Below are 24,458 nucleotides of genomic sequence, written 5' to 3' on the forward strand. Positions count from 1 at the left end.
ATACTCAACGTTGAGTATACAGTGGAAAACACCTTAAATCAACCTTCTAAATATAGCTATGTAAATAATTCATAGTACAGATATAGTTTCAATTCTATAGAGAGCAAATTCAAAAAAAGCCTGGACAAGAAAACATATCTGTCTTCTCATCCAAGCAAATATTTCTAATCACCACCTGCGAATATCTCTTCGCGACTATATATCGGACTGTGCTCTTTCAAATCTTCAATCGTTCCAACTTGTTTACCTTTGGAATAATACCCATCCAAAAGTCCTAACGATTGGAAGATCGTTTGTTTATAAGCAATCTCTGCATTCCATTCTGTTGTATCTAGAATCTGCAATGCTTTATGGATTGCTTCGATCCCTGTTTCACCTGGTGCACTGATCAATACACCGTGACTATTCAACAACAGCATATTAGGTAGCTTCAACTTTTCTTTTACCATATAATCTGAAACTAACTCTGCTAACTCTGGAGAGCAATTCGGTTCAAAATCAAGTACCGGAACATAACCAATTTTTTGTGTAGCTTCCGTTAAGTTAGGCATGTCTAGACCGGCAGTTGCCCAGAACATTGAATTAGGTGCATGTGCGTGTAATACTGCTTTTATTTCTGGATTTGTATCATAAACTGCCTCATGCAAATTGATTTCTCGTGTCAATTTGCCCACCCCATCAATCACTTCTCGTGTATGAGGTTCAACAACTAAAATTTGGGCTGGTGATACTTCTCCTAAATAAGCTTCCGACATCATTGTTGGTGTCATAATAATATATTCTTTGCCGTTTTTATCGGTCGTTTTAAACGAAAAGTTGCCTCCTGCGACATTTGTATTCTTTCTTGCAAAAATCAATTTTACGATCCGTGCTAGATCTTCTCTTTCTCTTTCAAAAATCATCCGTCCGTCTGACATAGTCGAGACCACCTTTTCTATTTTTTGAATATTTTTTTACTTGTAATAGCTGTTTGTGCCGCATTCCTCACTTGCATCGCTTCTTCATATTTCTTCTTTCTGCGATCGTCGTATTCCTTGAAAAGTACTGGATTACCATATTTATATACGCAGACTGCTAAACCAATAGCAGCAAAATTGAAAATTAGTTGCTGTGTTATGAAGGCTAGAATAAAGCTGACGATTGCAAGAAACAAAACAACTAACCATTTGGTTTTTTCTCTATTTTCTTTTTTGTTTTCCATTTACTTTACCTGCCTTCAGTCCATTATCCAGCGACTTTTACATTACTCACTTTTTTATCTGCTAATTCCTCATATCTTTGACTTGGAACCTTTGCTTTGTTCATATATTTATACAACCAAACGAACATCGCGATAAAGACAACCGAACCGACTATTCCCAGAATATTGCCTTTAAAGGCTTCAGCAAATAGAATTCTAAATTCTGGACCTTCAATTGATGACCAAGTGATTTGCTGCCCTTTTTTGATCCCTTCAACTGCCCCTGTTTTATCAGCTAACCCCGTTAGGATCGGTGTTAGATATGTTGCAGCATAAAGATAGATCGGCATAGAAATGACACCCATAATCAACATTCTGACAAGGTTTCCGCCAGTTAGCAACAACCCGCCAACAGCGATCGAATAGTTAATGATCCCAGCTAAAGGCAATACTTGATTTCCTGGTAAAATAATCGCATAACCAATAAACACTGGAACTAAAAGAATAGCGGTTACCCAAATCTCAGATCGGCCTGCTAGAACCGGCCAATCTAAACCAATGTATACTTCACGATCTTTGAATCGTTTTTTCATCATTTCAGACATTGCATCCGCTAAAGGAGAAAGTGACTGCATGAACATTTTTGAAATCATTGGGAACAAAGCCATCGCAGTTGCAATTTGAATCGCTAAGTTCAACGAACCTGATACTCCATAAGCCGCCGCTAATCCCAGACCCAACCCAATTAGAAATCCCATTACAGAATTCTCAGAGAAAACACCGATTTTTTTCTTCAATGCTTTCGTATCCGCACGTCTGTTAAAGAATGGAATTTTATCCATGATCACATTGATTGGTAATAACAGAACAGCAGAGATATTCATTAAATGCGTAACTGTTACCAAAGGAATACCTGTCAAATCTTCAATATGTCGTTGAAACATATCCCCCATTTTCAATTCCAAAATAACTTGAGCGATTGCTGTGACAAAGCCAGCTAACAGACTGCCACTGATAAAGTAAACCAAATACGCAGTTAGAGCTTTACCCCAGACGTTCCACATATCAACATTCAGCGTTTTTGTCCAATTTAGAATCAACATAATGAAGTTAACTCCTAGTACCACTGCGAAAAAAACGAAGGCGTAAGACCATGACCACGTAATGCTTGCCGCACCGGTCCAACCTAAATCTAAAGCAGGCAAATTAAGGCCAGTATTTTTGGCTAATGCTTCTGATGCCGGACTTACAGCATTCGACATAAAACCGATCACCATTGACATCCCGGTAAAGGCAATCCCTAACGTAATCGCTGACATAAATGCTTTCTTGAACTTCATTCCGGCAACCAATCCTAAAATCAAAATAATCAATGGAACAAAAATTGCTGAGCCCAACCCTAAGATATAATTAATAATGTCTTGAAATATTTGCACCTTTTCCACTTCTTTCTTTAGTAAGTTTTTTTTAGTCGACTAAAGCTTTGATATCCTCATAAATTTGATCAGAGCCCATTCCAGTCAAAAATGGAATCCCCGGAAATACCTTTACACCAAGTTCTTCTGCTTTTTCCAAAACCTCATCATCTGGTTGCGCAACATAAACATAAATTCCTGTAGATGGCAATTCATTTTGAATTGATTTATAGTCTACTGCTTCAACTGGAAAATCAATCCCATCATCTTCCAATAATCCGGCAATCTTGCTGGCAATTGTTTGACTCGTAGCAACTCCACTTCCACATGCAACAATCAATCTTCTTTTCATTCTAATTTCCTCCAATTTTTATGATTTAAATCATTAAAACTTCTACCTAAATATTTTGAGTAAATAATTGATAGATTTTCTTTTTGTCTTGTTCCTGCCTAAACGCTGTAACAAACTCTTCTTTCATAAATAATTCCATAAAAGCTTGAAGCAATCCGACCTGTCCTTTAGGATCCTTAATACCTAGGAAGAACAAATTTTTCACACCCATTTCTTGACTATCTCCCATTTGCTTGACTGTTACCTCATCCTTCAATCTTGCAATATAGACAAAGGGTTTCTCAATATACTCCGGATCAGAATGTGGCAGGGCAATATTCAGATGCTGAGTAATCAGTCCTGTAGGAAATTGTTTTTCTCGTGCAGTGATTCCTCTCAAATACCCTTCATTGACAAAACCTAATTTTTTCAAATGAGCAGCGACACTTTCGAACACCTTTTCCTCGCTGTCGCCTTCTACTTCAAGACTAATCAGTTGTTTGTCAAACATTTCTTTATAATCCACTAATGCTTCACTCCTTTCCAACACAAGTTGAAATATTTTGTTAATCTTTGTTAAGATATGTTTTACAATGTAAATATACAACGCTTAAATTTGTTTGTCAACGCTTACTTACCATTTTATTTCACTCGACAACATGATATAACTTAAACGCTCTTGATTATTTAACAAACTTTAACACATCAGAACATTTAATCCTTGCTTTTTCTTTCTTTAAATGCTATTAATTAATGTATAGACATAGCTGAGTATCCTACGACCCATTGTAAGAGCTTACTTAATTAGAGGTGATTCCATGTTAAAAAAAGAGCGACAAGAAAAAATTTTGGATTTGTTACATGAAAATGACTACTTATCCATTCCAGAAATATCTTCACATTTAGGCGTCTCCGACATGACGATTCGAAGAGACATCAATGAACTTGCTGAAAAATCTTTACTAGTAAAAATTTACGGCGGCGCACAAAAACTGGAAAAAATTGATCAAGAGTTGTCAACTCAAGAAAAAATCGATACTAATGTTCCTGAAAAGAAATTTATCGGGAAAGTGATGGATAGCATCATTTCGGATAATGATACGATCTATATTGGTGCTGGAACGACAATGCTCCATGCTCTGCCAGAAATAAAAAAAGCAAACTTGTTTGTGATCACAAACAGCTTGCTTGCTTTTAATTATCTGATTTATAACACGGATTATCGTGTGTTATTAACAGGTGGCGAATTTTCTCGTACGACTGAAGAGTTCTATGGAGAAATTGCCGAAAAGAGTTTTGACAACTTGAATATTGACATTGCTTTTGCAGCAACGAATGGCGTTTTTGACAACAATGTGACTACTGCAAACTCAATCGAAGGATCTATCCAACGAGTTGCATTTAAACATTCCCGGAAAAAATGCGTCGTTGCTGACAGCTCAAAATTCAACCGATCAGATGTCTATACTTTCTATTCCTTATCAGATGTGGATTACTTAGTGACTGATGACAAGCTGTCTGATACGACATTTGACTACTATAGTTCATTTACGAAAATCATTAAGGAGGAACAAGAATGATCCTGACGATTACACTAAATCCTTCAATGGATTACAATTACTTGGTTTCCTCACTGAATTTGGACCACGTAAATCGTGTAGAGAATCCTCATACCTCGATCGGCGGAAAAGGTATCAACGCTGGCAGAGTCATTGCGCAATCTGGTGAAGGAGTAATTTTGACAGGCATTTTGGGTGGCCCTGTCGGAAAAATGATTTTAGATACCCTGATTGCTGAGGATCGCTATCAGCTTGAGTTTTTACCAGTGGAAGGCAATTCGCGAAACGCGATTACCATCATGCACGATGGCAATACTCATACTGAACTAGTGGAAAAAGGCCTTTATCTTTCGAAAGAAAATGAGCAGCTTTTCTTTCAACATATCGCTAACCTTTTAAAAAAATACGCAATTGATGCGATATGTATTTCTGGTTCAGTAAATTCAGATGATTCGAACTTTCACCTCCACCTACTACGTTTTATTCGATCAATTGTAGGTGAACAATTTCCGATTTTAATGGATATTTCAGGTGAACAATTGGAAAATGTTTTAAAGCAGCAATCAATTAGACCCAGCTTTATTAAACCTAATACCTATGAACTAGAAGAACTGGTTGGAAAAGTAATAGAAACCAATGAAGAACTGGTCACTATTTTGCACGAACCTATTTTTGACAATATTGAAACGATCATGATCTCTCAAGGCGGCGATGGCGCGATCGTTAAACACAAGTCGACAGTTTATGATGTACGAATTCCTAAAGTTGAGATCGTCAATACCACCGGATGTGGCGATTCTACAGTCGGCGGGATGGCTTTTGCGATCAGTAAGGGCTACACAATTGAAGATGCCATCAAATATGCTATGGCCTGCGGGATATCCAACTCTTTATTTGAGACAAACGGCACGATTGACAAAGAACAAGTAAGCAAATTTATTAAAGATATTGAACTAACGGAAATTAAAGAACTAAGTATAAATAGTTAACAATCTTTACGTGAAAACACCGATCTTAAACACAAAGATCGGTGCTTTTTCATGTTAAGCTACTTCCTCATCATCACTCTTTCCAAAGGTTATTCAAAACCAGATTACATTCTCCAAAAAATCTGGCATAATAAACGAAACGAACAAGGAGGCGGAAAGATGGATAGCGCATTGGTGTTGCGAATGAAAGTAGATCACGGAGACTCAATTAAGGACCCGTTAGATTACCTTAATCAATCAGAAATTGTTCAAAAATATAGTGAGCTAACCAACTTAAAACCATTAGGTAAAATATTTGCTCTGATCGGTTTGTCTGAAATTCCCTTTGCCGAGAAATTATCGATCACCCAAGAGCTGATTCGTTTTGTAAATAGGAATTTAGCAACACCGGAGGGATTTGCTTTTACTGGAAAATTAGAAGAGATCGTTCCTTGCTACAACGCCCTGCTGTTTGAAGCCTATTGCCGCTTTGGATTAGGAAAATCGGAGGAAGCTCAAAATGCCCTTAATTGGATCAAAGGTTATCAAGTGTTTGATCGAGAACAAAAAACGACTTGGCCTCATAAAGGAATCTGTAAATTTGGCGGCTGTATGAAGAGCGTCCCTTGTTTTATCGGTATTGGAAAGAGCGTACGGGCATTATTGACTTATCAAGAAGTCGTTGACGCTAATGATACTTCAGTAAATGAAATGATTAATTCGGGTGTTGACTATATGCTTCAGCACAAGATGTTTCGTCGTCTATCGAATGAGCAGCCGATCAGCCCTCATATTACTGAGAGCATGTTTCCACAAAGCTATCATCTTTCCCTAACTGATTTAATTTATATCCTCCAGAAAAGTCAGATAGCCAATGAGCCGCAAGCTGAGGATTTAATTCGGTTGATCCAAGAAAAAAGGACCAACAAGGCTGGCTGGAAAATCGATTATATTTATAAATACAATGGCTACATCCCTTTTGACAATCGCCGAAAAAACTCTGAATGGCTGAATTATTTATATCAGAAAAGCGAAAAGACTTGATGAACATAGCCGTTCACCAAGTCTTTTTCTATTCTATTAAATTACATGCTCTGTCCGTTCAATGATATCATCCTGTGTTGCTTTCGATAAAACATTGAAAAAGGCAGAATAGCCGGCAACTCGGACAATCAGATCACGATGCTTTTCCGGATGTTTTTGTGCGTCAATCAAGGTTTCTCTTGAGACCACATTGTATTGAATGTGGTAGCCGTGCAATTTATTGAAGAACGCCCGCAGCAGCATAATTAATTTTTGTTTGTCTTCCTCTTTGGCTAGGGTTTGCGGATTAACTTTTTGATTCAGCAATACGCCGCCGAGAATGTCTTCGGTACTTAATTTGGACACAGATTTCAATACAGCAGTTGGGCCGTTTTTATCCATATTATGAGAAGGCGAACATCCTTCTGCTAATGGTACCCAAGCATTTCGTCCATCTGGAGTTGCCATCGTTGCCCGACCTTGTCCCACATTAGCTGAAATCGAAGAAGTCCCTGAATAGCGAATCCCACCGATCGGTCCACGACCATACCGAGTATTCGGATACTTCGCGATTTCATCAATATAGCTATCGTAAGCTTCAGTAATCAACCGATCAACAGAGTCATCATCATTTCCATATTTGGGTACGTCGTTTAAAATCATTTGCTGAATTTCTTGACTGCGTTCACTTCCGTAATCCGTCATCAAGGCTTCCCACAGCTCATCTGGTGTTACTTTTTCTTCATCAAAAACTAGCTGCTTGATTGCCGCCAATGAATCTGCCATATTAGCGATTCCAACTTGCAGACCAGAAATGAAATCGTAAACAGCTCCGCCCTCTTTCAAGGTTTTTCCGCGCCCAATGCAATCTTCAGTCAAAGCTGAACATAAAATATCTGGCACATCACGTTCCAAACCTAGATCGATAGCATTTTCTACGATCACACTCATCCGCGTCAATTCCCGCACCGTTTTATCCCATGCTTGCTGCAGCTCTACATAGGATTTCATCTCTTTGAAATGGCCATAACCTTTGACAAAGCGTTTGCCAGACACCGGATCGATTCCGTCGTTCATCGCGATCATCAAAATTTTCGGAAAGTTCATGTAGCTCATGCCAGTACAACGATAGCCCCATTTACCAGGCACTGCTGTTTCCACACACCCAATCGCGCTGTAATCATAGGCATCCTCTTCGGTTACACCCACTTTCATGAAGGATGGAATAATGATTTCATCATTGTTAAAAGCCGGCATGCCAAAGCCAAGCTTCATCACTTCGATACACTCATTCATGAAACGATTATCTAAACTAGCATGATAACGAACCGTCAGATTCGGCTGTGGCAATTTGGTTTGAGCAACGCTACGTAAAACTAAATAAGATAGTTCATTGACCGCATCTTTTTTATCTCTAGTTTGACCGCCGATCGTGACATTTTGATAAAGCGGGCTGCCTGCACTGCTGAAAGTATGCGCTTGGCTGCGGACTTTATTAACAGTCAACGTTTTGATCCAAAGATTGGTCAGCAACTCCACCGCTTGTTCTTCAGTGATCGTACCTTTAGCTAAATCCGCTTTCAAATAAGGATACATATATTGATCGAAGCGTCCATAAGATAATGAATGTCCATTCGATTCAATTTGCAATAATAATTGAATAAACCATGTTGCTTGAATGGCTTCTTGAAAGGTTTCCGCCGGTTCATAAGGAACCTTTCCGCAAATCCTACTGATCTCTAATAACTCTGCGCATCGTTGCGGGTTAGCGGTCTCTGCTTTTTCTTTAGCCAATGCTGAGAAACGCTCCGCGAATGTTTTTACTGCATCGATCATGATCAACACCGCTTTATAAAATTGATATTTATCTAAACTTTCCGGAATCGTCAAATCCAGTGCAGCTTTTTCCTTCAATGTCCGTTCCTGATACCCCTTTAATCCAACCCGCAGCATTTGTCCATAATCTACCGCTAAGTGAGCGTCGCCTGAGTTCAACTTACCTTCCATTCCGAAGAAACCTGTTTCCATGAAAACACTGACTTCATCCGGCAGCAATGCCCAGCCCTTCGCACGCAAGTTATTATTCTCCCAGAAAGGTGCGATTGAGCGCAGATCCTCTTTCGTTTTTTCCGTAATATAGAAAACATCCCCGTCACGTTTTTCAAACAAATCCAACTCATTCAAAACAAATTCCATTGTATATTCTGGAAAAATAGGTGCATCGCGATTGGAAGAGGCTTGATTTCCAACAATCAGCGTATCTTCCTCAATATAAATCGACATTTTCTCCAAGATATTTTGCAGCATCAATGCACGTTTGACTGTACTCGGCTGATTTTGATGATTTTTGTATGCTTCTGTCGCTAGTAATGCTCGTTCTGCATCGATATACGGTTTCTTCGTTAATACTGATTCGCGAAAATGATTCATTCGATTGGTTAATTTTCCAAAATACGGCGCGTTTTGTTCTTTCAATTGAATACTCATGGTTACACCCTCCGTTTTTCATTCGAAACTAATTATATCTTCTTACGTAAATATAATAGCATGTGAATAGAAACACAGTCAATAGAACTTGAATCGATTTCAAACAAAAAAAGATACTGCACGAATGTGCAATATCTTGAGTTCCTATAGCTTAGCCAAAATGGCTTCAATGTATTGAGCATCCACTTCTGTTCGCTGCGCTGTTTCCTCAAGCGTCAACCCAGAATCAATAAAGCGTTTGACCACCATCGTGATACTTTCGGCCACCTCAATAATATGCTTATCTAAATCATAAAAACGCACTGCTCGCTGGCCCCAGCTGTGCTCCAATAACGGATGCAGGTAAACAATATCCTTTCGCTTCTCCAAAAGGTTAATGAAGTCATCCATATCATCGGATTCAAAATACAATTCGATGGCATTGTTCTCAAGTACGACCTCCGATTCCTTCTTATATATGAATTTCGCCCAGCTATCCACCGTCTGTAAGAATAATCCTCCTGTCATTTGAACATGTACTCCGGCATCCGCCATCACTTCTAAACCAAAAACGGAATGATAAAACTCTTTTGCCTCTTCAATGTTCTTCACTGCAATCAACGTTCCTTGATAGTTCATTTTTTCCCTCCTTAAATTCCTTTGATAAAAAACATTTCCATCGGTTGTTGATACTCAGGAACTGTCATCAATAAACCTCCGGCATCTTGATACCCTAGCTTGCGATAAAAATGTTGCGCTGATTCATCGACTTGAGTCGAGGTCATCAGCATTTTATACCCTAACTGCTGCATTTCTTTTTCCCAGAATGCCATCATCTTTTTCCCGTAGCCTTTGCCTTGATAATCCTCGGCTACATAAAGCATTGTACAAAACGGATGCTCGTCCCAAAAAAGATTGTATCTCAACAGTCCGGCAGCTACCCCATTCACCAATAGAACGTATCCCATTCTATCCCGAACCTTCCGCTGGAATTGATTTTCCGGCAAATAGTGATCCAGTGTGAACCAAAATTTTCGATCTGATTCTTGCACATGGCGAATCTCCATTATTATCTGACCCTTCATCGTTTCTTCCAGTATAGCATTCTTGTTAGTAAAAAAATCAGCCAGATCTTTCTGGCTGATTTGTTCTGTTTATACAGTAACTATCTCAATTTTCTCTTTTTCTAAAAATGCCAACGTCTCCGCAGCGATCATACTATCTGTAAACACCTTACTAATCTCACTAAAGGCAAACTCTGAGACAACGCCATTTTGTGAAAACTTGCTGGAATCGGTCAACACGATCGTTTGATTTGCTGATGTTGCCAGCATTCGTGTTGTATCGCAGCGCGTGATATCACTTCCGGTGAACCCTCTGCGCTGATCAAAACCATCGATCCCAACAAATAATTTATCGACATAAAACTCACTGATCACTTGTTTGACTAACGGCCCTACATTGACCTGTGATTCTTTTTGATATTCGCCCCCGATCAGGATAACTTTCACTGACTCGGCTTTGCGAACATATGAAGCGATGAAACATGAATTAGTGATAATCGTAATATCGTTTCTATTAAAGGCCAACTCTTCCGCAAGCAAGGCACAAGTAGATCCTGACTCGATCATAATTACTTCGCCATCGTTAACGATTTTACTTGCTTCTAAGGAAATTTTACGTTTCAAATCATAGTTTTGTGCTAGGCGATAATTAATATCATCCATATTATTAAGCAGTGCATAACCGTGTTGGCGATGTAATAATCCGCGGGCTTCTAATTTATCCAAATCTTTCCGAATGGTTACTTTCGAAACATTCAGCAATGCTGAAAGTTCGTTGACTTCGATTTTCTTCTTCTTACTGACAATCGCAAGAATCTCTTCTTCTCTAGACATAAGTTCTTCTCCATCTATATTCTGTCATTTGTATCAGCCTATCATATTTTTCAATTTCGAACAACTTTTCCAGTAATTTTAGTTACGTACGTAATAATTATTATTTACGTTAATAACCAATTGTGCTAAACTCAAAGTGACATGGAGGAGGTTTTCCAATGAATGACAAAACATGTATTTTCAATATCCAAAAATTCAGTATCCACGATGGCCCTGGTATCCGTACAGTCGTTTTCTTCAAGGGATGTCCCTTGCGTTGTTATTGGTGTTCCAATCCAGAATCTCAAAACGGCAAACCGGAGCAAATGTGGGATACGCAAAAAAATGAACACACGACTGTCGGCGAATACAAATCAATGGATGAAATTATCACGGAGGTTATGAAGGATGAAGTCTTCTATGAAGAATCCGATGGCGGTGTCACGTTGTCGGGCGGAGAAGTTCTGTTCCAAGCAGAATTCGCGACTGAGTTATTACGACAGTTGAAAGAAAAAAATATCCATACAGCGAGTGAAACTACCGGTTATGCCAAACCAGAAGCGTTTAATAAGTTTATCGCACAAGTGGATCTGCTCTATTTTGATGTCAAACATCATGATGAGGTGCAGCATAAAGCTGGTACTGGCGTTTCCTTAAAACCAATCCTGCAAAATCTTTCGCTTGCATTAAAGCAGCAGCAAAATCTTGTGGTTCGCATTCCGGTAATTCCAAGTTATAACGATGGTCCAGAAAACGCAGCAGCTTTCGCAAAACTATTCAACCAAATGAAGATCACAGAGGTAGAACTTCTGCCCTTCCATCAATTCGGTGAAAAAAAATATGCCTCACTCGATCGTACGTATCAAATGCATGATATTCCACAATTGCATACAGAGGACTTAGATTATTTCAAAGCGATTTTGGAAGCTCACGAAATTGATTGTAAAGTTCAATAAAGAGGTTGTTACAGAAGTGGTCAGCTTCAAGAAATAGGAAGGAATTTCCAAAAATTGCCAAGAAACATAGTGACGTAGGAACTGAGGTTGAATGGTACCTACTTGGTGCTTTTCAAATTTTTTTGAAATTTCGGCTTTTGTTTGGTGAAACTTAGCAGCAACTGTATGCTTAACTTGCGAAGAAAAAGCTGCTTCTGGAGCACCGTTTGTTAGGAAATAGGAGCTATGACAAGAGTCTTGTCATAGCTCCTTTATTCGTAAGTACCTTTTTAAACGTCTCTATCCATTCTCCTTTGAAACAGCATTTCAAAAAAGTTGTGTTTTCTTCAATAATAATAGGAACGTTGTTTTAGGTTCTCTTAAAAGTATGTGAAATCTTTGGATCAGTTGCTATGATGAGGGCAACAAACAATTGAGCTTCTCAGAAAAATAGAAAAAATTTTTTCGCTTTTATTGACTTAGAGTGTGCTCGAGGTATTATGGTAATTTTGTGCTGAAATGCTTAGTAATTGTAAAACCAACTGACCGCCATTTTGATTACATACATCAGAAAGGATGAGAAAAATGACGAACTTAAAAAAACTGACCATCATTAAAGAAAACAGCAGCCACACGATCACTGACATGTTGATTGCTCGTTTCGAAGAATTGATAGAAAAAAAAAAATCGCTATCCAGGTGGAAGTCGTTAGGTTTGGTGATAACGATATCCAAAATTTAACTGGTGATATTCTGCTGCTGAGCCTTCCTCTTATGAATGAGCTGCGCTACTTGAATCGCTTAACATCCAGATTCTATTTTGTTTCATTTATTGATCCATATGCCTATGCTCAAATAGATGAACGAAGATTATTAAAACAGCTTCAAATGATCGAACAGCTTGAAACTGAAAAAATCAGTAAATTTCATCCTAGAAACGGCTGGACTTATGCTGACTATTTCCTAGCAACCCTTCAGATGAAAAAAGAACAAACCGCTTGCTAATTGCTATAGAAAAAACTCCTTTTGATCACTTACTTAACAGTGATCAAAAGGAGTTTTTTTAATGATACTTCTTCAATTGGTAAGGTCATAGGCCTCAAAACCATCGGATAACAGCAACAATACTACGGTTTTACTCAATGTCGTCCCACCTGTTCAATCGTAAACGGGATACTTTTCCCTTATTCAACTCTCTATTTTTCTTTTCATTTTAGCTTGACTTAGAGTGTACTCGAAGGAATAGGCTTGTTATATACAAAAAAGAGGAGTGTTTCTTATGTGGCAAACTGTCTATTCCCCACCGTTAGTTCATCATATTCCAGAAAGAAATTTGATTGATTATCCAATCGTGTCACTAGTTAATAAAAGTGTTCAATTCATTATGCCGCTTACTGCATTATACCTGGATAATGCTGAACATCTGATAATTATCGATAAGCTCTATGAATCATTGTTAAGAGGCGTTATCGATACAACATTGAGATCCATGTCCTCACCGATGAGAGCCGAACAAAACGCTCGAATTTCCCGGCTGGACTATCCACCGAAAATTCTGGATTCAAGTAAAAATATATCCATTCTTAAAATTGCGCATGAATTCAGCATTTTTTTCGATCTTTCAATCGCAGCTGCCTTTAGTATTCTTTGGCCAAATTGGGCTCGAGCTGTTTACCGAGAACAATTGGAACGCTTCGTATCCTTTGCCGTAACTATCATGGGTGTTGCCCCATGTGACAGTAAAACGGAGACTGCCCTCAAAGGGATTCATGCGATGGAGGCTTTCTTTCACTGTCTTCAATTACCCACGACGCTTGAAGAACTAGGTATATTTCCTACGAACGCTGAAGTAAACGAGTTGTTGAAAAAATATTTACCGCAAGAAGAAATGGCGGCTGAAAAAAAACAAACGGCTATCCGCCTGATCCTCATCTGTTCACAATAATTTGGTAAAATAAAAGAAAAGACTCAATAGGAGAAAAAAATGGGCTATAAAATCAGTGAGACATCTAAGAAAACAGGACTCAGTGCCTATACCTTAAGGTTTTACGATCAAAAAGGATTGCTTCCCTTCGTTGCTCGCGATGAAAATGGGCGACGTCACTTCAAGGATGAAGATTTGGCGTTCCTATCTATCATCACCTGTTTAAAAAATACTGGAATGCAGTTAAACGACATTAAGAAATTTATCGAATGGTCGATGGCTGGCGATCCAACCTATGAAAAACGACTGGATTTTTTTACAGAGCATAAAAAAGAGGTCGAAAAACAATTGGCTCAGACACAGACATATCTTAATAAGATCGACCGAAAAATCGATAAATACAATAGCAAGCACAAAGAAGCCGTCGAAAAACAAGCATAGAGATGTTTATTTCTTTCAAAGCAAGACAACCCGCAAAGAAATTTTGCGGGTTGTCTTGCTTTTTATTAACGACTTCAGTCAGTTTCGCTCGCGGTAGCGAGTGAAACAAAAAAACCGCGCGTTTCTACGCGTGGACGAAAAAGCTTTAGCGTTAAAAACTCCTTTCGATATACTAATAAGTGGCTACCAACCGCTCATTTTATCGAAAGGAGTTTTTTCATGTCATCAAATGACGACAAAAGTTTATCACATACAAGATGGAATTGTAAGTACCACATCGTGTTCACTCCAAAATATAGAAGGAAAGTAATCTATGGAGAATTGAGAAAGGATATCGGAAGGATTTTGCGCAAGCTCTGTGAAATGAAAGAAGTAGAAATCATCGAAGCTCATGCAATGCCAGATCATATTCATATGTTAGTAAGAATTCCACCCAAAATAAGCATTTCCTACTTCATGGGATTTTTAAAAGGGAGAAGCGCGACACTGATCCATGAACAGCATGGAAACTTAGTCTATAAATATGGGAATAAAAGTTTCTGGTCAAAAGGGTATTACGTAAGTACAGTGGGTTTGAATCAGAAAACAATCGCAAAATATATACGAGAACAGGAATCAGATGATCGTATTCGAGATAGTATAAGTAAACGAGAATACGTTGATCCGTTCAAGAGTAAGAAAAAGAAATAAAGTAGCGAGCGACGAGCGGTTGGCGATCTTTTAGAAAGCTCCATTTATGGAGTGTGTGAGCGGGGACCTCTTCTAGAGGTGTTAAAAAGCCACCCGTTTTCACGGGTGGATGGGTTACTTTATTTCTCCAACATATAGTAGATTGCTTGTGTTTTTTCAGTATTTTCTATTGCTAAATTCACTTGATTTTCTGCTGGATAGTAATTTGTAGTCAACGTTTTTTCTCCACCATTTATGAAAATCTCACAGGTTGAATGGTCTATAAAAATCGTGATCCTCAGGGAGCTTCCTTGTTCGACGGTCGTCTCTCGGACATCGCCATATACTAAATTTAGCGGATGGATCGTTTTGCTACGATCCAACTTAACTTTACCTTGATACGTATCATAACTTAGGGCGAGTGATTTTTCTTTCGTTGAATCAGAGAAAAGATGGACGATCCCCTGACTATTTTTGGGAATTTCCATTCGCAGCTCATAACTATTAGTCGTTTTCTTTATTACTTGTTCTGATGGTTCCACTGTAAAACGCTCTTCAGAAATTCGTAATTGTTTTGTCTCAACTACCGGATATTGATAAAGTTTGCCATTTTTGACCGTTAACTCTTTGACTAAACTTAGACTATGACTCCATCCTGCATCAAATGTTGGATAAGTCATTTCAGGCAAACCAATCCAGCCGATACTTAGGCAACGTCCGTCTGGTGCCATGAATGCTTGCGTAGCATAAAGATCGAATCCTTCATCTAATAATTGTTGTTTCTCTTGTTCTTTTAATCGGTTTTCTTCTATTAAGTAGTCTTCGGCTAAAACGTAGGTATTAGGATAAATGTTTTGATACGCCAACTCCTCTTTATTTAACCCCTGAGGGCAAAATAGCATGAGGACTCGATCATCAAGAAACAACAAATTCGGACATTCCACCATAAAGCCTAAGCTGCCATCGAACTTCATTGGACCTCGATACTGCCAATCAGTTAAGTCAGAACTAGAAAAAATTAAGACCTCACCTTGCTTATTCACTGTTTGACCGCCTATCACCATCAAATATTCATTCTTATAACGAATGATCTGCGGATCGCGAAAATGAGTGGTGATTCCTGTTGGCGGCTGGTTGATTAGCGGCTTACTGATCTTCTCGATAGCACCCTTATCATCCATCCAGGCACCTAACTGATAGCTGCGGCGCTTCCATGCCTTATCTCTGACATTACCTGTATAAGCCAAAAATAATTTCTCTCCCACTGGAACGGCGCTTCCCGAGTATACGCCATGTGAATCAAAAGCAGTGTCTGGTTTTAAAGCCAACCCATCTGATTTCCAATGAATCAAATCACTTGAACTAACATGAAACCAAGATTTTAAACCATGGACCGCACCAAAAGGAAAATGCTGGTAGAATAAATGCCAGCGTCCATTAAAAAAGCTGAATCCGTTTGGGTCATTTAATAAACCAGTTGCTGGTTGGATATGGTAATTCAAGCGCCAGTTTGACGCTTCAACTTCCTTTTCTAATTTTTTTACATACTCTTCCGGCCATTGATTATACGGACGATAACGAGTATTTTGTGTCCATTCCATTTTATTCACCTAAGAACCCAAGATTGGCGACACATAATCTTGATTGTATTCCAACCCCGAGATCGTTTCTTTAGAGTTCGTAATGATCACCATCACAGTGGTATCCTTTCCTTTGCTCTCAATCATCTTCAAATTGATTGAACCAATAACTTGTCCTTGCTGGATTCTTTCGCCTTCCTTGATCGATAAGCTAAACGGCTCCCCATTTAACTCAACCGTATCAATTCCTAAATGGAGCAGTAACTCCAAACCGTCATCAGTAACGATCCCAATCGCGTGTTTCGTTGGCGCAATCATCTTTATCACACCGGAAATAGGGGCTTTGACTGTTTCATTACTAGGCAATACCGCAAATCCTTCCCCCATCATTTTGCTGGCAAATACTTGATCATTCACTTCAGTAATCGGGATGATCTCTCCTTCAATCGGTGAATAGACCTTTACATTTTGGCTGATTTCTTGTGTTTTCGCTGCTTTTTCGAACGTTTCACTACTTTTCTTGATAACAAATAGATTGGTTAAAATGAATGCTAGAACAAAGGTTGCAATTCCCACCAACACATAAGTGATCACTTGATAAGGCTCGTAAATGTACATTAATGGTGATAGTAAAACAGCCAAACCGTAGCTATTTGCCTGAATACCTAATAAGGAAAGAACCATACCGCCAACCGCAGAACTTCCTAACATGACTAAGATTGCTTTCATACCCGTTCGCATAACCACACCGAATAGAGCAGGTTCACTGACGCCTAACATTTGAGTAATAGTCGCTGAAATTCCAGCCGTTTTGACTGACGTATTTTTTGTACGTAAAGCAATTGCCAAACAAACTGCCGCATTGGCAAACCCATACATCGCGCAAACTGTAATTAATGGATTAAATCCAGTCGATGCGATCAAAGACGTCTCGATCATGATGAACATATGATGCATCCCAGTCATTACTGCGATCGGATATAAGAATCCGATAATCAACCCGCCAATTCCTAATGGCAAATGCAAGAACATTTCGATGACTTTTACTGCTTGCCCTTCAAACGCATGGACGATGGGTCCTAAAACGAACAAAGCGACAAAGACAGAAACGAGGATCACAACGAATGGTGTGAAAATCAAATCCATCGCATTGGGCATAATTTTACGTAGTTTCTTCTCTAGAGTAGCACCGACCATTCCCGTGATTAACGCCGTCAAAATCGATCCTTGATACCCAACTAATGGAATCACTCCAAAAGCCATAATCGGTTCTGCCGTTCCGCCAGCGACTGCATAAGCATTTGGCAACGCAGGAGATACGAGCATTAGACCAATCAAGAAACCAATAATCGGCAAGCCGCCCATTTTCTTGAATGCGGACCAGCAGATAAATGCTGTCAGAAACCCAAATGCGGTATCAGTCAAAACAGTGACTGAAGCGCTCAACCATTCTGGAATACTATTTGGCGTTAAACCCATCGCATTTAGAACGGTTTCATTAAATAGCACACCCTTCAGTCCAAGAAATAATCCTGTTGCACCAAGAATCGGGATGATGGGAACAAAAATATCCGCGATGTTTCTAACCGCACGTTGTAACGGAGAGGAATCGTCTTTTGCCATTTGATCCTTTGATACTTCGTTGAATGAATATAGCGATTGCAATGCATCATAGACTTTATTAACGATACCTGTTCCCAGAATAATTTGATATTGTCCAGCATTATAAAAGACACCTTTAACTTCAGCGACCTGTTCTACCTGGCTGTCATCAATGGCTTTTCTGTCTTTTACTTGTAAACGTAAACGTGTCGCACAGTGCGTAGCAGAGACGATATTGTCCTCTCCTACGACTGCGACTAGTTTTTTAGCGATCTCTTGATAGTTTGTTTTAGTCATGATTCTCATCCTTTCTGATGACAACAGCTTGATAAGGTTCTAGTACTGAGAGCTTGTTTTGTCCCTTCAACTCATGATAATTATCTAACAATACTTCTCCAAATGCTTTGATTTTCTGCTTTTGATTACTTAAATTGACAAAAAACTGAAGCGTTTCTTTTCCTGAACGTTCATAAGCGATTACCGCATCTGTTGTGTTCAACGGAGAGTATTCGCCATAAATCAACGTTTCACGATATACCGACCGATTTCGCAATTGGATCATTTGCTTATAATAAGAAAAAACTGAATCCCAACGATCGATCTGATCGGCAGCATTTACTTCTGCTTGATCTCCCGTCAATTTTAGCCATGACTTGCTTGATTGACTAAACCCGGCATTATCAGAAGCATCCCATTGAAACGGCGTCCGATTGTTGTCTCTTGAACGTTGATTAACAAATGTCAGCGCCTCATCTTCAGAAAAACCCTCTAGCAATGAACGATGATAATTATCGATACTAGATACATCGTTGAAATCATCGATTGTAGTTCGCTGAAAATTCTTCATGCCGATTTCTTGCCCCTGATAGATAAACGGTGTCCCCCGCAGGAAAAAGAATAACGTTGCCAACGCCTTTGCGCCAATCTCGTTTTGATAACGCGTATCTGTAATGTATTTTGACAACGAACGAGGCTGATCATGATTTTCTAAAAAATTGGCTCCCCAACCACTATTTTGAATCGCTATCTGACTTTTAACTAGTTGTTCCTTCAAATCCTGCGGCTGCCAATTCGTACGGCGGAACCATTCACTGCCATTCTCCACATCAATATCTGCATAATGAAAATCAAAAATCATATTGAAGTAGCCGTCTTTGCCAATGTACTGATCGTATTGATCATAAGGCACACCTGGAGCTTCACCGACACTCACACACTCATAATTTTGGAAGGTCTCGCGATTTAATTCCGCCAAGAATTTCTCAATCCCTGGACGATTTCTGGTTTTATGCTTCACACTGCCTAATCCATCGCTGCCATCAACAGGAGCGTCGCCATAATCTTGATCTTTTTTAATAAAGGTAATAGAATCGATGCGGAATCCAGCAATTCCCTTGGACAGCCACCAATTGATCATTTCATAGATTTCTTTTCTTAGCATCGGATTCTCCCAATTCAAATCCGGCTGCTTTTTGTCAAAGGTATGAAAATAATACATATTGGTTTCATTGGGTACGGGTTCCCAAACACTGCCACCAAAAATTGAACGCCAATTATTTGGTGGATTGCCCGCTTCACCAGATTTGAAAATATAGTAATCACGATAAGGACTTTCTGAATCAGCTAATGCTGCTTGGAACCATGCATGCTCATCTGAGGAATGATTGACGACCAAATCAAGAATCAATTTGATTCCTTTGGCTTTTGCAGATTCAATTAATTCATTCAAGTCTTCCATCGTGCCAAATTCTGCTTGTATACCTTTATAATCGGCTATATCGTAGCCGTTATCAACCATTGGCGAAGTAAAAATCGGACAGATCCACAGCATCGTCACTCCGAGTTCCTCTAAATAGTCCAACTTTTGAGTGATGCCTTTGATATCTCCTATCCCATCACCATTGCTGTCATGGAAACTCTTGGGATAGATTTGATACACAACTTCTTCTTTCCAAAATTGGTGCTCCTCATTCAACAGCTGTTTTTCTTGTAAAATCATTTCCATTTGGTTTCTCTCCTTTTGTGGTATCGATACCACATTTAGTTTCAAAAAAATCTGCTTATGCAGATTTTCGTATAATCAAGTCTAATACTAGTTCAGACTCATCTAATTGATAGTCCTTTTCTTCCATATTCGCAATCAGCCAATTGGTGGACTCGCGCCCTAATGCCGCCACTGGCTGTCCGATCGTGGTCAAAGGTACAGCCAGTATTCCAGTGAAGGGCTGATTATCAAATCCCATAATCGCCAAATCCTCTGGTACCCGCTTGCCCTTTTCTAAATATCTTTCCAAAATTCCACTGGCTACTTCATCACTGCTAGTAAATACTGCATCGGGACGATTTTCTTCTGGCAGTGATAACAGTTTATCTGCTACCTGCTTGCCATCTTCAATCGTATGCATTTGCTTAAAAATCCAGTCGATTTTCATCGGTAGCTTGTGTTCATTCAACGCCCGTTCAAATCCTTCAGTACGAGAATTTCCATGTCCGCCTCGAGTCAGTGTACCACCGGTGCAATAAGCAATTTTCTTATGGCCTTTGTCAATCAAATATTTCGTTGCCTCAAAACTAGCAGACTCTTGATTCGTATAAACCTGTGGCAAATCAGTACCAGGTATTTGCTCGTTGCAGAGAACAATCGGACCATATTCTTGATACGCTTCGACGATCTTAGGATCTCCTTCGATCGAACAAATGATCAAACCAGCAATCACCTGCTGCTTCAACATCTCAAGCATATTGGTTTCAGCCTTTTTATCGTCATATGTCTGCATCACCAAAACATTATAGCCATGGGACCGAGCATTTTTTTCGATAGAATCCACTAAGTGAGAAAAGAATGGATTGGCAATCCGGGAAACTAAGATGCCGATCATTGTTCCTTTTTTTGAACGAAGCTGTGTCGCTACTGAGCTAGGTGTGTAGTCCAATTCCGCCATCGCTGCTTGAATTCGTTTCCGCTTATCTTCAGAGATATACGGATGATTGTTTAAGTATCGAGAAACAGTTGAAACAGATAATCCTGCTTTTTTTGCTACATCCTTTATCGTTGCCAATATTTCACCGCCTTGTGGTATCGATTTCATAAATATCATACGATGTCCCGCCATGTTTGTCAACACGAATTATTAAAAAAACGTTTGAATGATTCATTAATTGTTCTAAATTATTTCTCCTTCTATATTATCATCAACACAATGGTTTCATAAAAAAGAACCGTTGATTTAAATAATCAACGGTTCTCTGCAATTCGTTCAGCTAGTTCTTCTAGAAAAGGCACATAGTCAACGTTTGAAAAATCAGAAACATCAAATTCAGTCAGGCTCCCTAATTGAAAATGGTCATACCCACGCGTCTCAATAATCTCTTGAAAGGCTTCTTCCGTAATCAAAGCATCTGCCTCTCTTCGATTAAGCAGTTCATCACCAAAATGATAATGACTCATAATATGACTCAAATGCCGATCTGGTTCAATATCACGGACTTTTCTACGAGCCCAAAGGACATCGAAGTCTGCAACTAAACGAATGGTAATTGGTTCGTAGTCATATTTTTCAACTAAAGCATTCAGCTTATCTTTCTGCTTCTCACTAAAAGGATATTCGGAGACCACGATGCGCTTGCCAGCTTCCATGTACAGTGCCAATGCGCTGTAATAGAATCTCCAGACCTTTTTTTCCAGCTCTTTCTTCTCAGCTGGAGTATCAAAGCCGATCTGATCTGCCAAAATTTCTTTTCCTTCATCTGGCGTAATCAGGAAAAAATCTCCTAGAACACGCCGCATTTCATTGATTAAATAGGTTTTCCCAGTTGCTGGACTGCCGGCAATCAAAATCAAATACTTCTTCATTTTATTTTTGCATTGCCAGTGGGCTGTCCACATTCATAAACAAACCGATTTTGTGTTTGACGATTGCTTTGACCGCCTGGTTAGCTGGAATGACGTTATGACGAAGAGATTTATTTATTTCGGTTTCGCCAAAGGATTCCTTCGCTACCTTGGTCCAGTTGACTAATAGTTCCGTCCCAACGTTGAATTTACGAATCCCATTATTGATCAGCTCTGGATAATCCTCTTCTTTGACGCCTGTACCGCCATGGATTACTAACGGCACATCAACAACTGCATGAATCTCTTTCAACAGAGGAATGTTTACTTCTGTTTTTGATTTGAATTGTCCATGATTGGTTCCTATTGCGATAGCAAGAGCATCAATATCCGTTTGTTTAACAAATGCTACCGCATCCGCTGGTTTAGTATAAACTTTATCGTCCTCTGCTACAGAGATGCCTTCTTCAGTTCCGCCAATCGTACCTAATTCACCTTCGACGGAAACACCGTTGGCATGAGCGTATTCGACAACTGCTTTAGTTTTGGCAATATTTTCTTTGAAAGGTAGATGTGAGCCATCATACATAACACTGGAATACCCTGCATCGATTGCTGCTTTGATCTCATTGAAATCTCTAGCGTGATCTAAATGTAACGCAACATCTACCATTTCGCTGTTAGCAATCTCTTTGACCACTGCTACCATCACATCGTAGCCGATATATTTTGCTGTATCGATGCTAGTTTGAATAATGATCGGTGAACCCATTTCTTTGGCGGCCCGAATCATTTCCGGCAGCATTTCCAAATTATGCGTGTTAAATGCTCCAATCGTCATATTCAACTCTTCTGCTATTTGCGTTACTTCTTTTAATGTTTTGTACATTTATCCAATACCTTCTTTTCTTTTGTTTAGTTACCTGCTGATGGTCACTTTTTTAGCGATTTGACGCATTTCATCCATTTTTCCCATGTACTTCTCAATGCCCTCGTCATCGGCATTTCGAGCAGCTTCAGCTCGTTTTCCATTGTAAAGGCTCATTAATTTTTTATAGCCGTCGCCAATTGTCAGTTTATGCTCTAAACTTTTTTCTAAACTTTCGATTGCCGAATCAACCTGTTCCAACTTGGCATAGTTCAATCCCAAATTTTCGTATAAACTGGCTAATTCACTTGCTTCAGCCGAATCTGTTTGTTCTGCTTCTGCGATTTTTACAATTGTTTGCTGGTTTTCTTTGGTTAAGCTCTCCTTTTCTTTCATGGAAAGTTCAACCTTTTCTTCCGTTTTTTCTGGTTTATTCTTTTTCTTAAAGAAACCAAACATCATGAAACCTCCTAATTAAAACATTTTCAAGATCGGGCTAAGAATCCATGCATACAATAATGCTGCAGCAACGGTATCGACATCCGTCGCAGTTGCGTTCACAAAGCCCATTTGATTGAAGATCGTTACTAAAAGAGCTGGCAGTAAGGTGATGAAGAACCCGTGAGCGATACCACCAATGATCGCTCCTCGACGACCACCAACCGCATTACCGAAAATACCAGCAGTCCCTCCTGCAAAGAAGTTAGTCAGCATTCCTGGTAGAATCATGGCTAAACCAAAGGTCGGCAGTAAAAACATAGCGATGATCGAACCGATGGTTGTTGTAATAAAACCAAGAATTACGGCATTCGGTGAGTAAGGGAAAAATACCGGACAATCCAATGCAGGAATTGCATTGGGTACAAGTTTCATTGCAATTCCGCGGAAAGCTGGTACGATTTCACCTAACAATAGACGAACGCCTGATAGCAACACGTAAACTCCGACGACAAACTGAATGGCTTGCAGGAAAGCGAACATCAGATAATGCTGAGCCCCATGATCGCCGACTCCCGATCCAGCAAACGCAGCAGTAATGATATAAAGCGGCACCATCACCACCATTACAGATAAATACGTATCTTGTAAGAACTCAAAGGATTTTGGCAAGTTGATATCTTCAATCGACTTTTTATTTTCGCCACGCTCACCAAAGACATACGCAACCCCAGCCTCAAACATATATCCGATAGTACAAAAATGACCCAAAGCAATATCATTTGATCCCGTAATTTTACGGATGATCGGCTGTGCAATCGCTGGCATCGCTACGGCAAAGATCGCTCCAACAATACTTCCAACGATGATCAACATGAACCCTCTTAATCCCGCAAAATAACCAAAAACGGTTGTCATCGTTGCCATCCAAAGAATCGCTTGACCTGTTAAGAAAATATATTTCCATTTCGTAAAACGAGCGATTAGAATATTAACAATAAAAATACCTAGAAACGTCAGTGCAATATCCCGTCCCAAACCTAACTCATTCATCGCTTGTCCGTTAATCGCTTCGATCGATGGAATGATACCCTGCATATTGAATCCAGCGGTAAAAATTTCTCCAAAATAAGTCAAACTGCCAACAATAATACTAGAACCAGCACTCAATACTTGGAAGCCAAGCAACGTTTTTAAGGTTCCTGAAACGACTTGACCCGCTGATTTTTTCTGCAGACACAAACCCAGCATAGCGATCAACGCAATTGTGATCGAGGCCTGCGTCAAGATATTCTCGATAATAAAATTAACTACTCCCATTTGTTTCGCTCCTTATTCATATTTGTGGATT

Annotated in this window: 26 protein-coding genes; 9 read left to right on the top strand and 17 right to left on the bottom strand. The window is 39.3% G+C overall.

Features of this window, described 5'->3' with window-relative positions:
* Nucleotides 1-164: 164 nt before the first annotated feature.
* Genes IGI38_RS12380 through IGI38_RS12400 form a run of 5 tightly spaced genes read right to left on the bottom strand, consistent with a single transcriptional unit; the run spans nt 165 to nt 3,452 of the window.
* A complete protein-coding gene (locus IGI38_RS12380; protein WP_438730762.1) occupies nt 165-917 on the bottom strand; it encodes a class II aldolase/adducin family protein in 753 nt (250 codons plus the stop codon).
* A gap of 17 nt (nt 918-934) precedes the next feature.
* Nucleotides 935-1,201 (bottom strand): hypothetical protein, encoded by a 267-nt coding sequence (locus IGI38_RS12385; protein ID WP_438730765.1) that lies wholly within the window; start codon nt 1,199-1,201, stop codon nt 935-937.
* 23 nt (nt 1,202-1,224) lie between these two features.
* Nucleotides 1,225-2,616, bottom strand: coding sequence for a PTS galactitol transporter subunit IIC (locus IGI38_RS12390; RefSeq protein ID WP_438730767.1), 1,392 nt, complete (start codon nt 2,614-2,616; stop codon nt 1,225-1,227).
* Between the two features lie 31 nt (nt 2,617-2,647).
* Nucleotides 2,648-2,947 carry a PTS sugar transporter subunit IIB gene (locus IGI38_RS12395; protein ID WP_438730769.1) on the bottom strand — a complete coding sequence of 100 codons (300 nt, stop codon included), beginning with the start codon at nt 2,945-2,947 and terminating at the stop codon, nt 2,648-2,650.
* 46 nt (nt 2,948-2,993) lie between these two features.
* A complete protein-coding gene (locus IGI38_RS12400; protein ID WP_438730772.1) occupies nt 2,994-3,452 on the bottom strand; it encodes a PTS sugar transporter subunit IIA in 459 nt (152 codons plus the stop codon).
* 292 nt (nt 3,453-3,744) lie between these two features.
* Between IGI38_RS12400 and IGI38_RS12405 the strand changes: the two genes are divergently transcribed.
* The 3 genes from IGI38_RS12405 to IGI38_RS12415 all read left to right on the top strand — a co-directional run bounded on the left by IGI38_RS12405 (nt 3,745) and on the right by IGI38_RS12415 (nt 6,497).
* A complete protein-coding gene (locus tag IGI38_RS12405) occupies nt 3,745-4,506 on the top strand; it encodes a DeoR/GlpR family DNA-binding transcription regulator (protein WP_438730775.1) in 762 nt (253 codons plus the stop codon).
* Entirely contained in the window at nt 4,503-5,474 is a 972-nt protein-coding gene (locus IGI38_RS12410) for a 1-phosphofructokinase family hexose kinase (RefSeq protein ID WP_438730777.1), read from the top strand. The genes IGI38_RS12405 and IGI38_RS12410 overlap by 4 nt, the downstream gene beginning before the upstream one ends.
* 159 nt (nt 5,475-5,633) lie before the next feature.
* A complete protein-coding gene (locus IGI38_RS12415) occupies nt 5,634-6,497 on the top strand; it encodes a hypothetical protein (RefSeq protein ID WP_438730780.1) in 864 nt (287 codons plus the stop codon).
* Between the two features lie 36 nt (nt 6,498-6,533).
* Here IGI38_RS12415 and IGI38_RS12420 read toward each other — a convergent pair whose 3' ends face one another.
* The 4 genes from IGI38_RS12420 to IGI38_RS12435 form a co-directional block, all read right to left on the bottom strand.
* A complete protein-coding gene (locus tag IGI38_RS12420) occupies nt 6,534-8,963 on the bottom strand; it encodes a glycyl radical protein (RefSeq protein ID WP_438730783.1) in 2,430 nt (809 codons plus the stop codon).
* Nucleotides 8,964-9,107: 144 nt separating this feature from the next.
* Nucleotides 9,108-9,581, bottom strand: coding sequence for a VOC family protein (locus IGI38_RS12425; protein ID WP_438730785.1), 474 nt, complete (start codon nt 9,579-9,581; stop codon nt 9,108-9,110).
* An 11-nt stretch (nt 9,582-9,592) separates the two neighbouring features.
* Nucleotides 9,593-10,009, bottom strand: coding sequence for a GNAT family N-acetyltransferase (locus IGI38_RS12430; protein WP_438733370.1), 417 nt, complete (start codon nt 10,007-10,009; stop codon nt 9,593-9,595).
* An 87-nt stretch (nt 10,010-10,096) separates the two neighbouring features.
* Nucleotides 10,097-10,840 carry a DeoR/GlpR family DNA-binding transcription regulator gene (locus IGI38_RS12435; protein WP_438730788.1) on the bottom strand — a complete coding sequence of 248 codons (744 nt, stop codon included), beginning with the start codon at nt 10,838-10,840 and terminating at the stop codon, nt 10,097-10,099.
* 158 nt (nt 10,841-10,998) lie between these two features.
* Between IGI38_RS12435 and IGI38_RS12440 the strand changes: the two genes are divergently transcribed.
* From IGI38_RS12440 to tnpA, 6 genes are all read left to right on the top strand, one after another.
* Nucleotides 10,999-11,775, top strand: a complete 777-nt coding sequence (locus IGI38_RS12440) for a glycyl-radical enzyme activating protein (RefSeq protein WP_438730791.1) — start codon at nt 10,999-11,001, stop codon at nt 11,773-11,775.
* Between the two features lie 564 nt (nt 11,776-12,339).
* The gene (locus tag IGI38_RS12445) at nt 12,340-12,495 is read left to right on the top strand and encodes a hypothetical protein (RefSeq protein WP_438730794.1); all 156 of its coding nucleotides are present in this window, start codon (nt 12,340-12,342) and stop codon (nt 12,493-12,495) included.
* Between the two features lie 32 nt (nt 12,496-12,527).
* Complete coding sequence (locus tag IGI38_RS12450) at nt 12,528-12,758, top strand: hypothetical protein (protein ID WP_438730796.1); 231 nt, start codon at nt 12,528-12,530, stop codon at nt 12,756-12,758.
* A gap of 274 nt (nt 12,759-13,032) precedes the next feature.
* Nucleotides 13,033-13,698: a hypothetical protein gene (locus IGI38_RS12455; RefSeq protein ID WP_438730799.1), complete on the top strand. Its 666-nt coding sequence runs from the start codon at nt 13,033-13,035 to the stop codon at nt 13,696-13,698.
* 39 nt (nt 13,699-13,737) lie between these two features.
* A complete protein-coding gene (locus tag IGI38_RS12460; RefSeq protein ID WP_438730802.1) occupies nt 13,738-14,118 on the top strand; it encodes a MerR family transcriptional regulator in 381 nt (126 codons plus the stop codon).
* A 219-nt stretch (nt 14,119-14,337) separates the two neighbouring features.
* Complete coding sequence (gene tnpA / locus IGI38_RS12465) at nt 14,338-14,808, top strand: IS200/IS605 family transposase (protein ID WP_102872250.1); 471 nt, start codon at nt 14,338-14,340, stop codon at nt 14,806-14,808.
* Between the two features lie 119 nt (nt 14,809-14,927).
* Here tnpA and IGI38_RS12470 read toward each other — a convergent pair whose 3' ends face one another.
* The 8 genes from IGI38_RS12470 to IGI38_RS12505 form a co-directional block, all read right to left on the bottom strand.
* Nucleotides 14,928-16,388, bottom strand: a complete 1,461-nt coding sequence (locus IGI38_RS12470) for a sucrose-6-phosphate hydrolase (protein ID WP_438730805.1) — start codon at nt 16,386-16,388, stop codon at nt 14,928-14,930.
* A 9-nt stretch (nt 16,389-16,397) separates the two neighbouring features.
* A complete protein-coding gene (locus IGI38_RS12475; RefSeq protein ID WP_438730808.1) occupies nt 16,398-18,266 on the bottom strand; it encodes a glucose PTS transporter subunit IIA in 1,869 nt (622 codons plus the stop codon).
* The gene (locus IGI38_RS12480; protein ID WP_438730811.1) at nt 18,259-19,974 is read right to left on the bottom strand and encodes an alpha-glucosidase; all 1,716 of its coding nucleotides are present in this window, start codon (nt 19,972-19,974) and stop codon (nt 18,259-18,261) included. The genes IGI38_RS12475 and IGI38_RS12480 overlap by 8 nt, the downstream gene beginning before the upstream one ends.
* Before the next feature lie 55 nt (nt 19,975-20,029).
* The gene (locus IGI38_RS12485; RefSeq protein WP_438733371.1) at nt 20,030-21,028 is read right to left on the bottom strand and encodes a LacI family DNA-binding transcriptional regulator; all 999 of its coding nucleotides are present in this window, start codon (nt 21,026-21,028) and stop codon (nt 20,030-20,032) included.
* Nucleotides 21,029-21,204: 176 nt separating this feature from the next.
* Nucleotides 21,205-21,822, bottom strand: a complete 618-nt coding sequence (locus tag IGI38_RS12490) for an AAA family ATPase (protein ID WP_438730814.1) — start codon at nt 21,820-21,822, stop codon at nt 21,205-21,207.
* Between the two features lies 1 nt (nt 21,823).
* Entirely contained in the window at nt 21,824-22,690 is an 867-nt protein-coding gene (locus IGI38_RS12495) for a class II fructose-bisphosphate aldolase (RefSeq protein WP_438730817.1), read from the bottom strand.
* A 30-nt stretch (nt 22,691-22,720) separates the two neighbouring features.
* Nucleotides 22,721-23,128, bottom strand: coding sequence for a tetratricopeptide repeat protein (locus IGI38_RS12500; protein ID WP_438730819.1), 408 nt, complete (start codon nt 23,126-23,128; stop codon nt 22,721-22,723).
* Between the two features lie 15 nt (nt 23,129-23,143).
* Nucleotides 23,144-24,427: a PTS sugar transporter subunit IIC gene (locus tag IGI38_RS12505; protein WP_438730821.1), complete on the bottom strand. Its 1,284-nt coding sequence runs from the start codon at nt 24,425-24,427 to the stop codon at nt 23,144-23,146.
* Nucleotides 24,428-24,458: the final 31 nt, after the last annotated feature.

Origin of the sequence: Enterococcus sp. AZ128 (assembly GCF_051714485.1) — a bacterium.
GTDB lineage: Bacteria > Bacillota > Bacilli > Lactobacillales > Enterococcaceae > Enterococcus_A.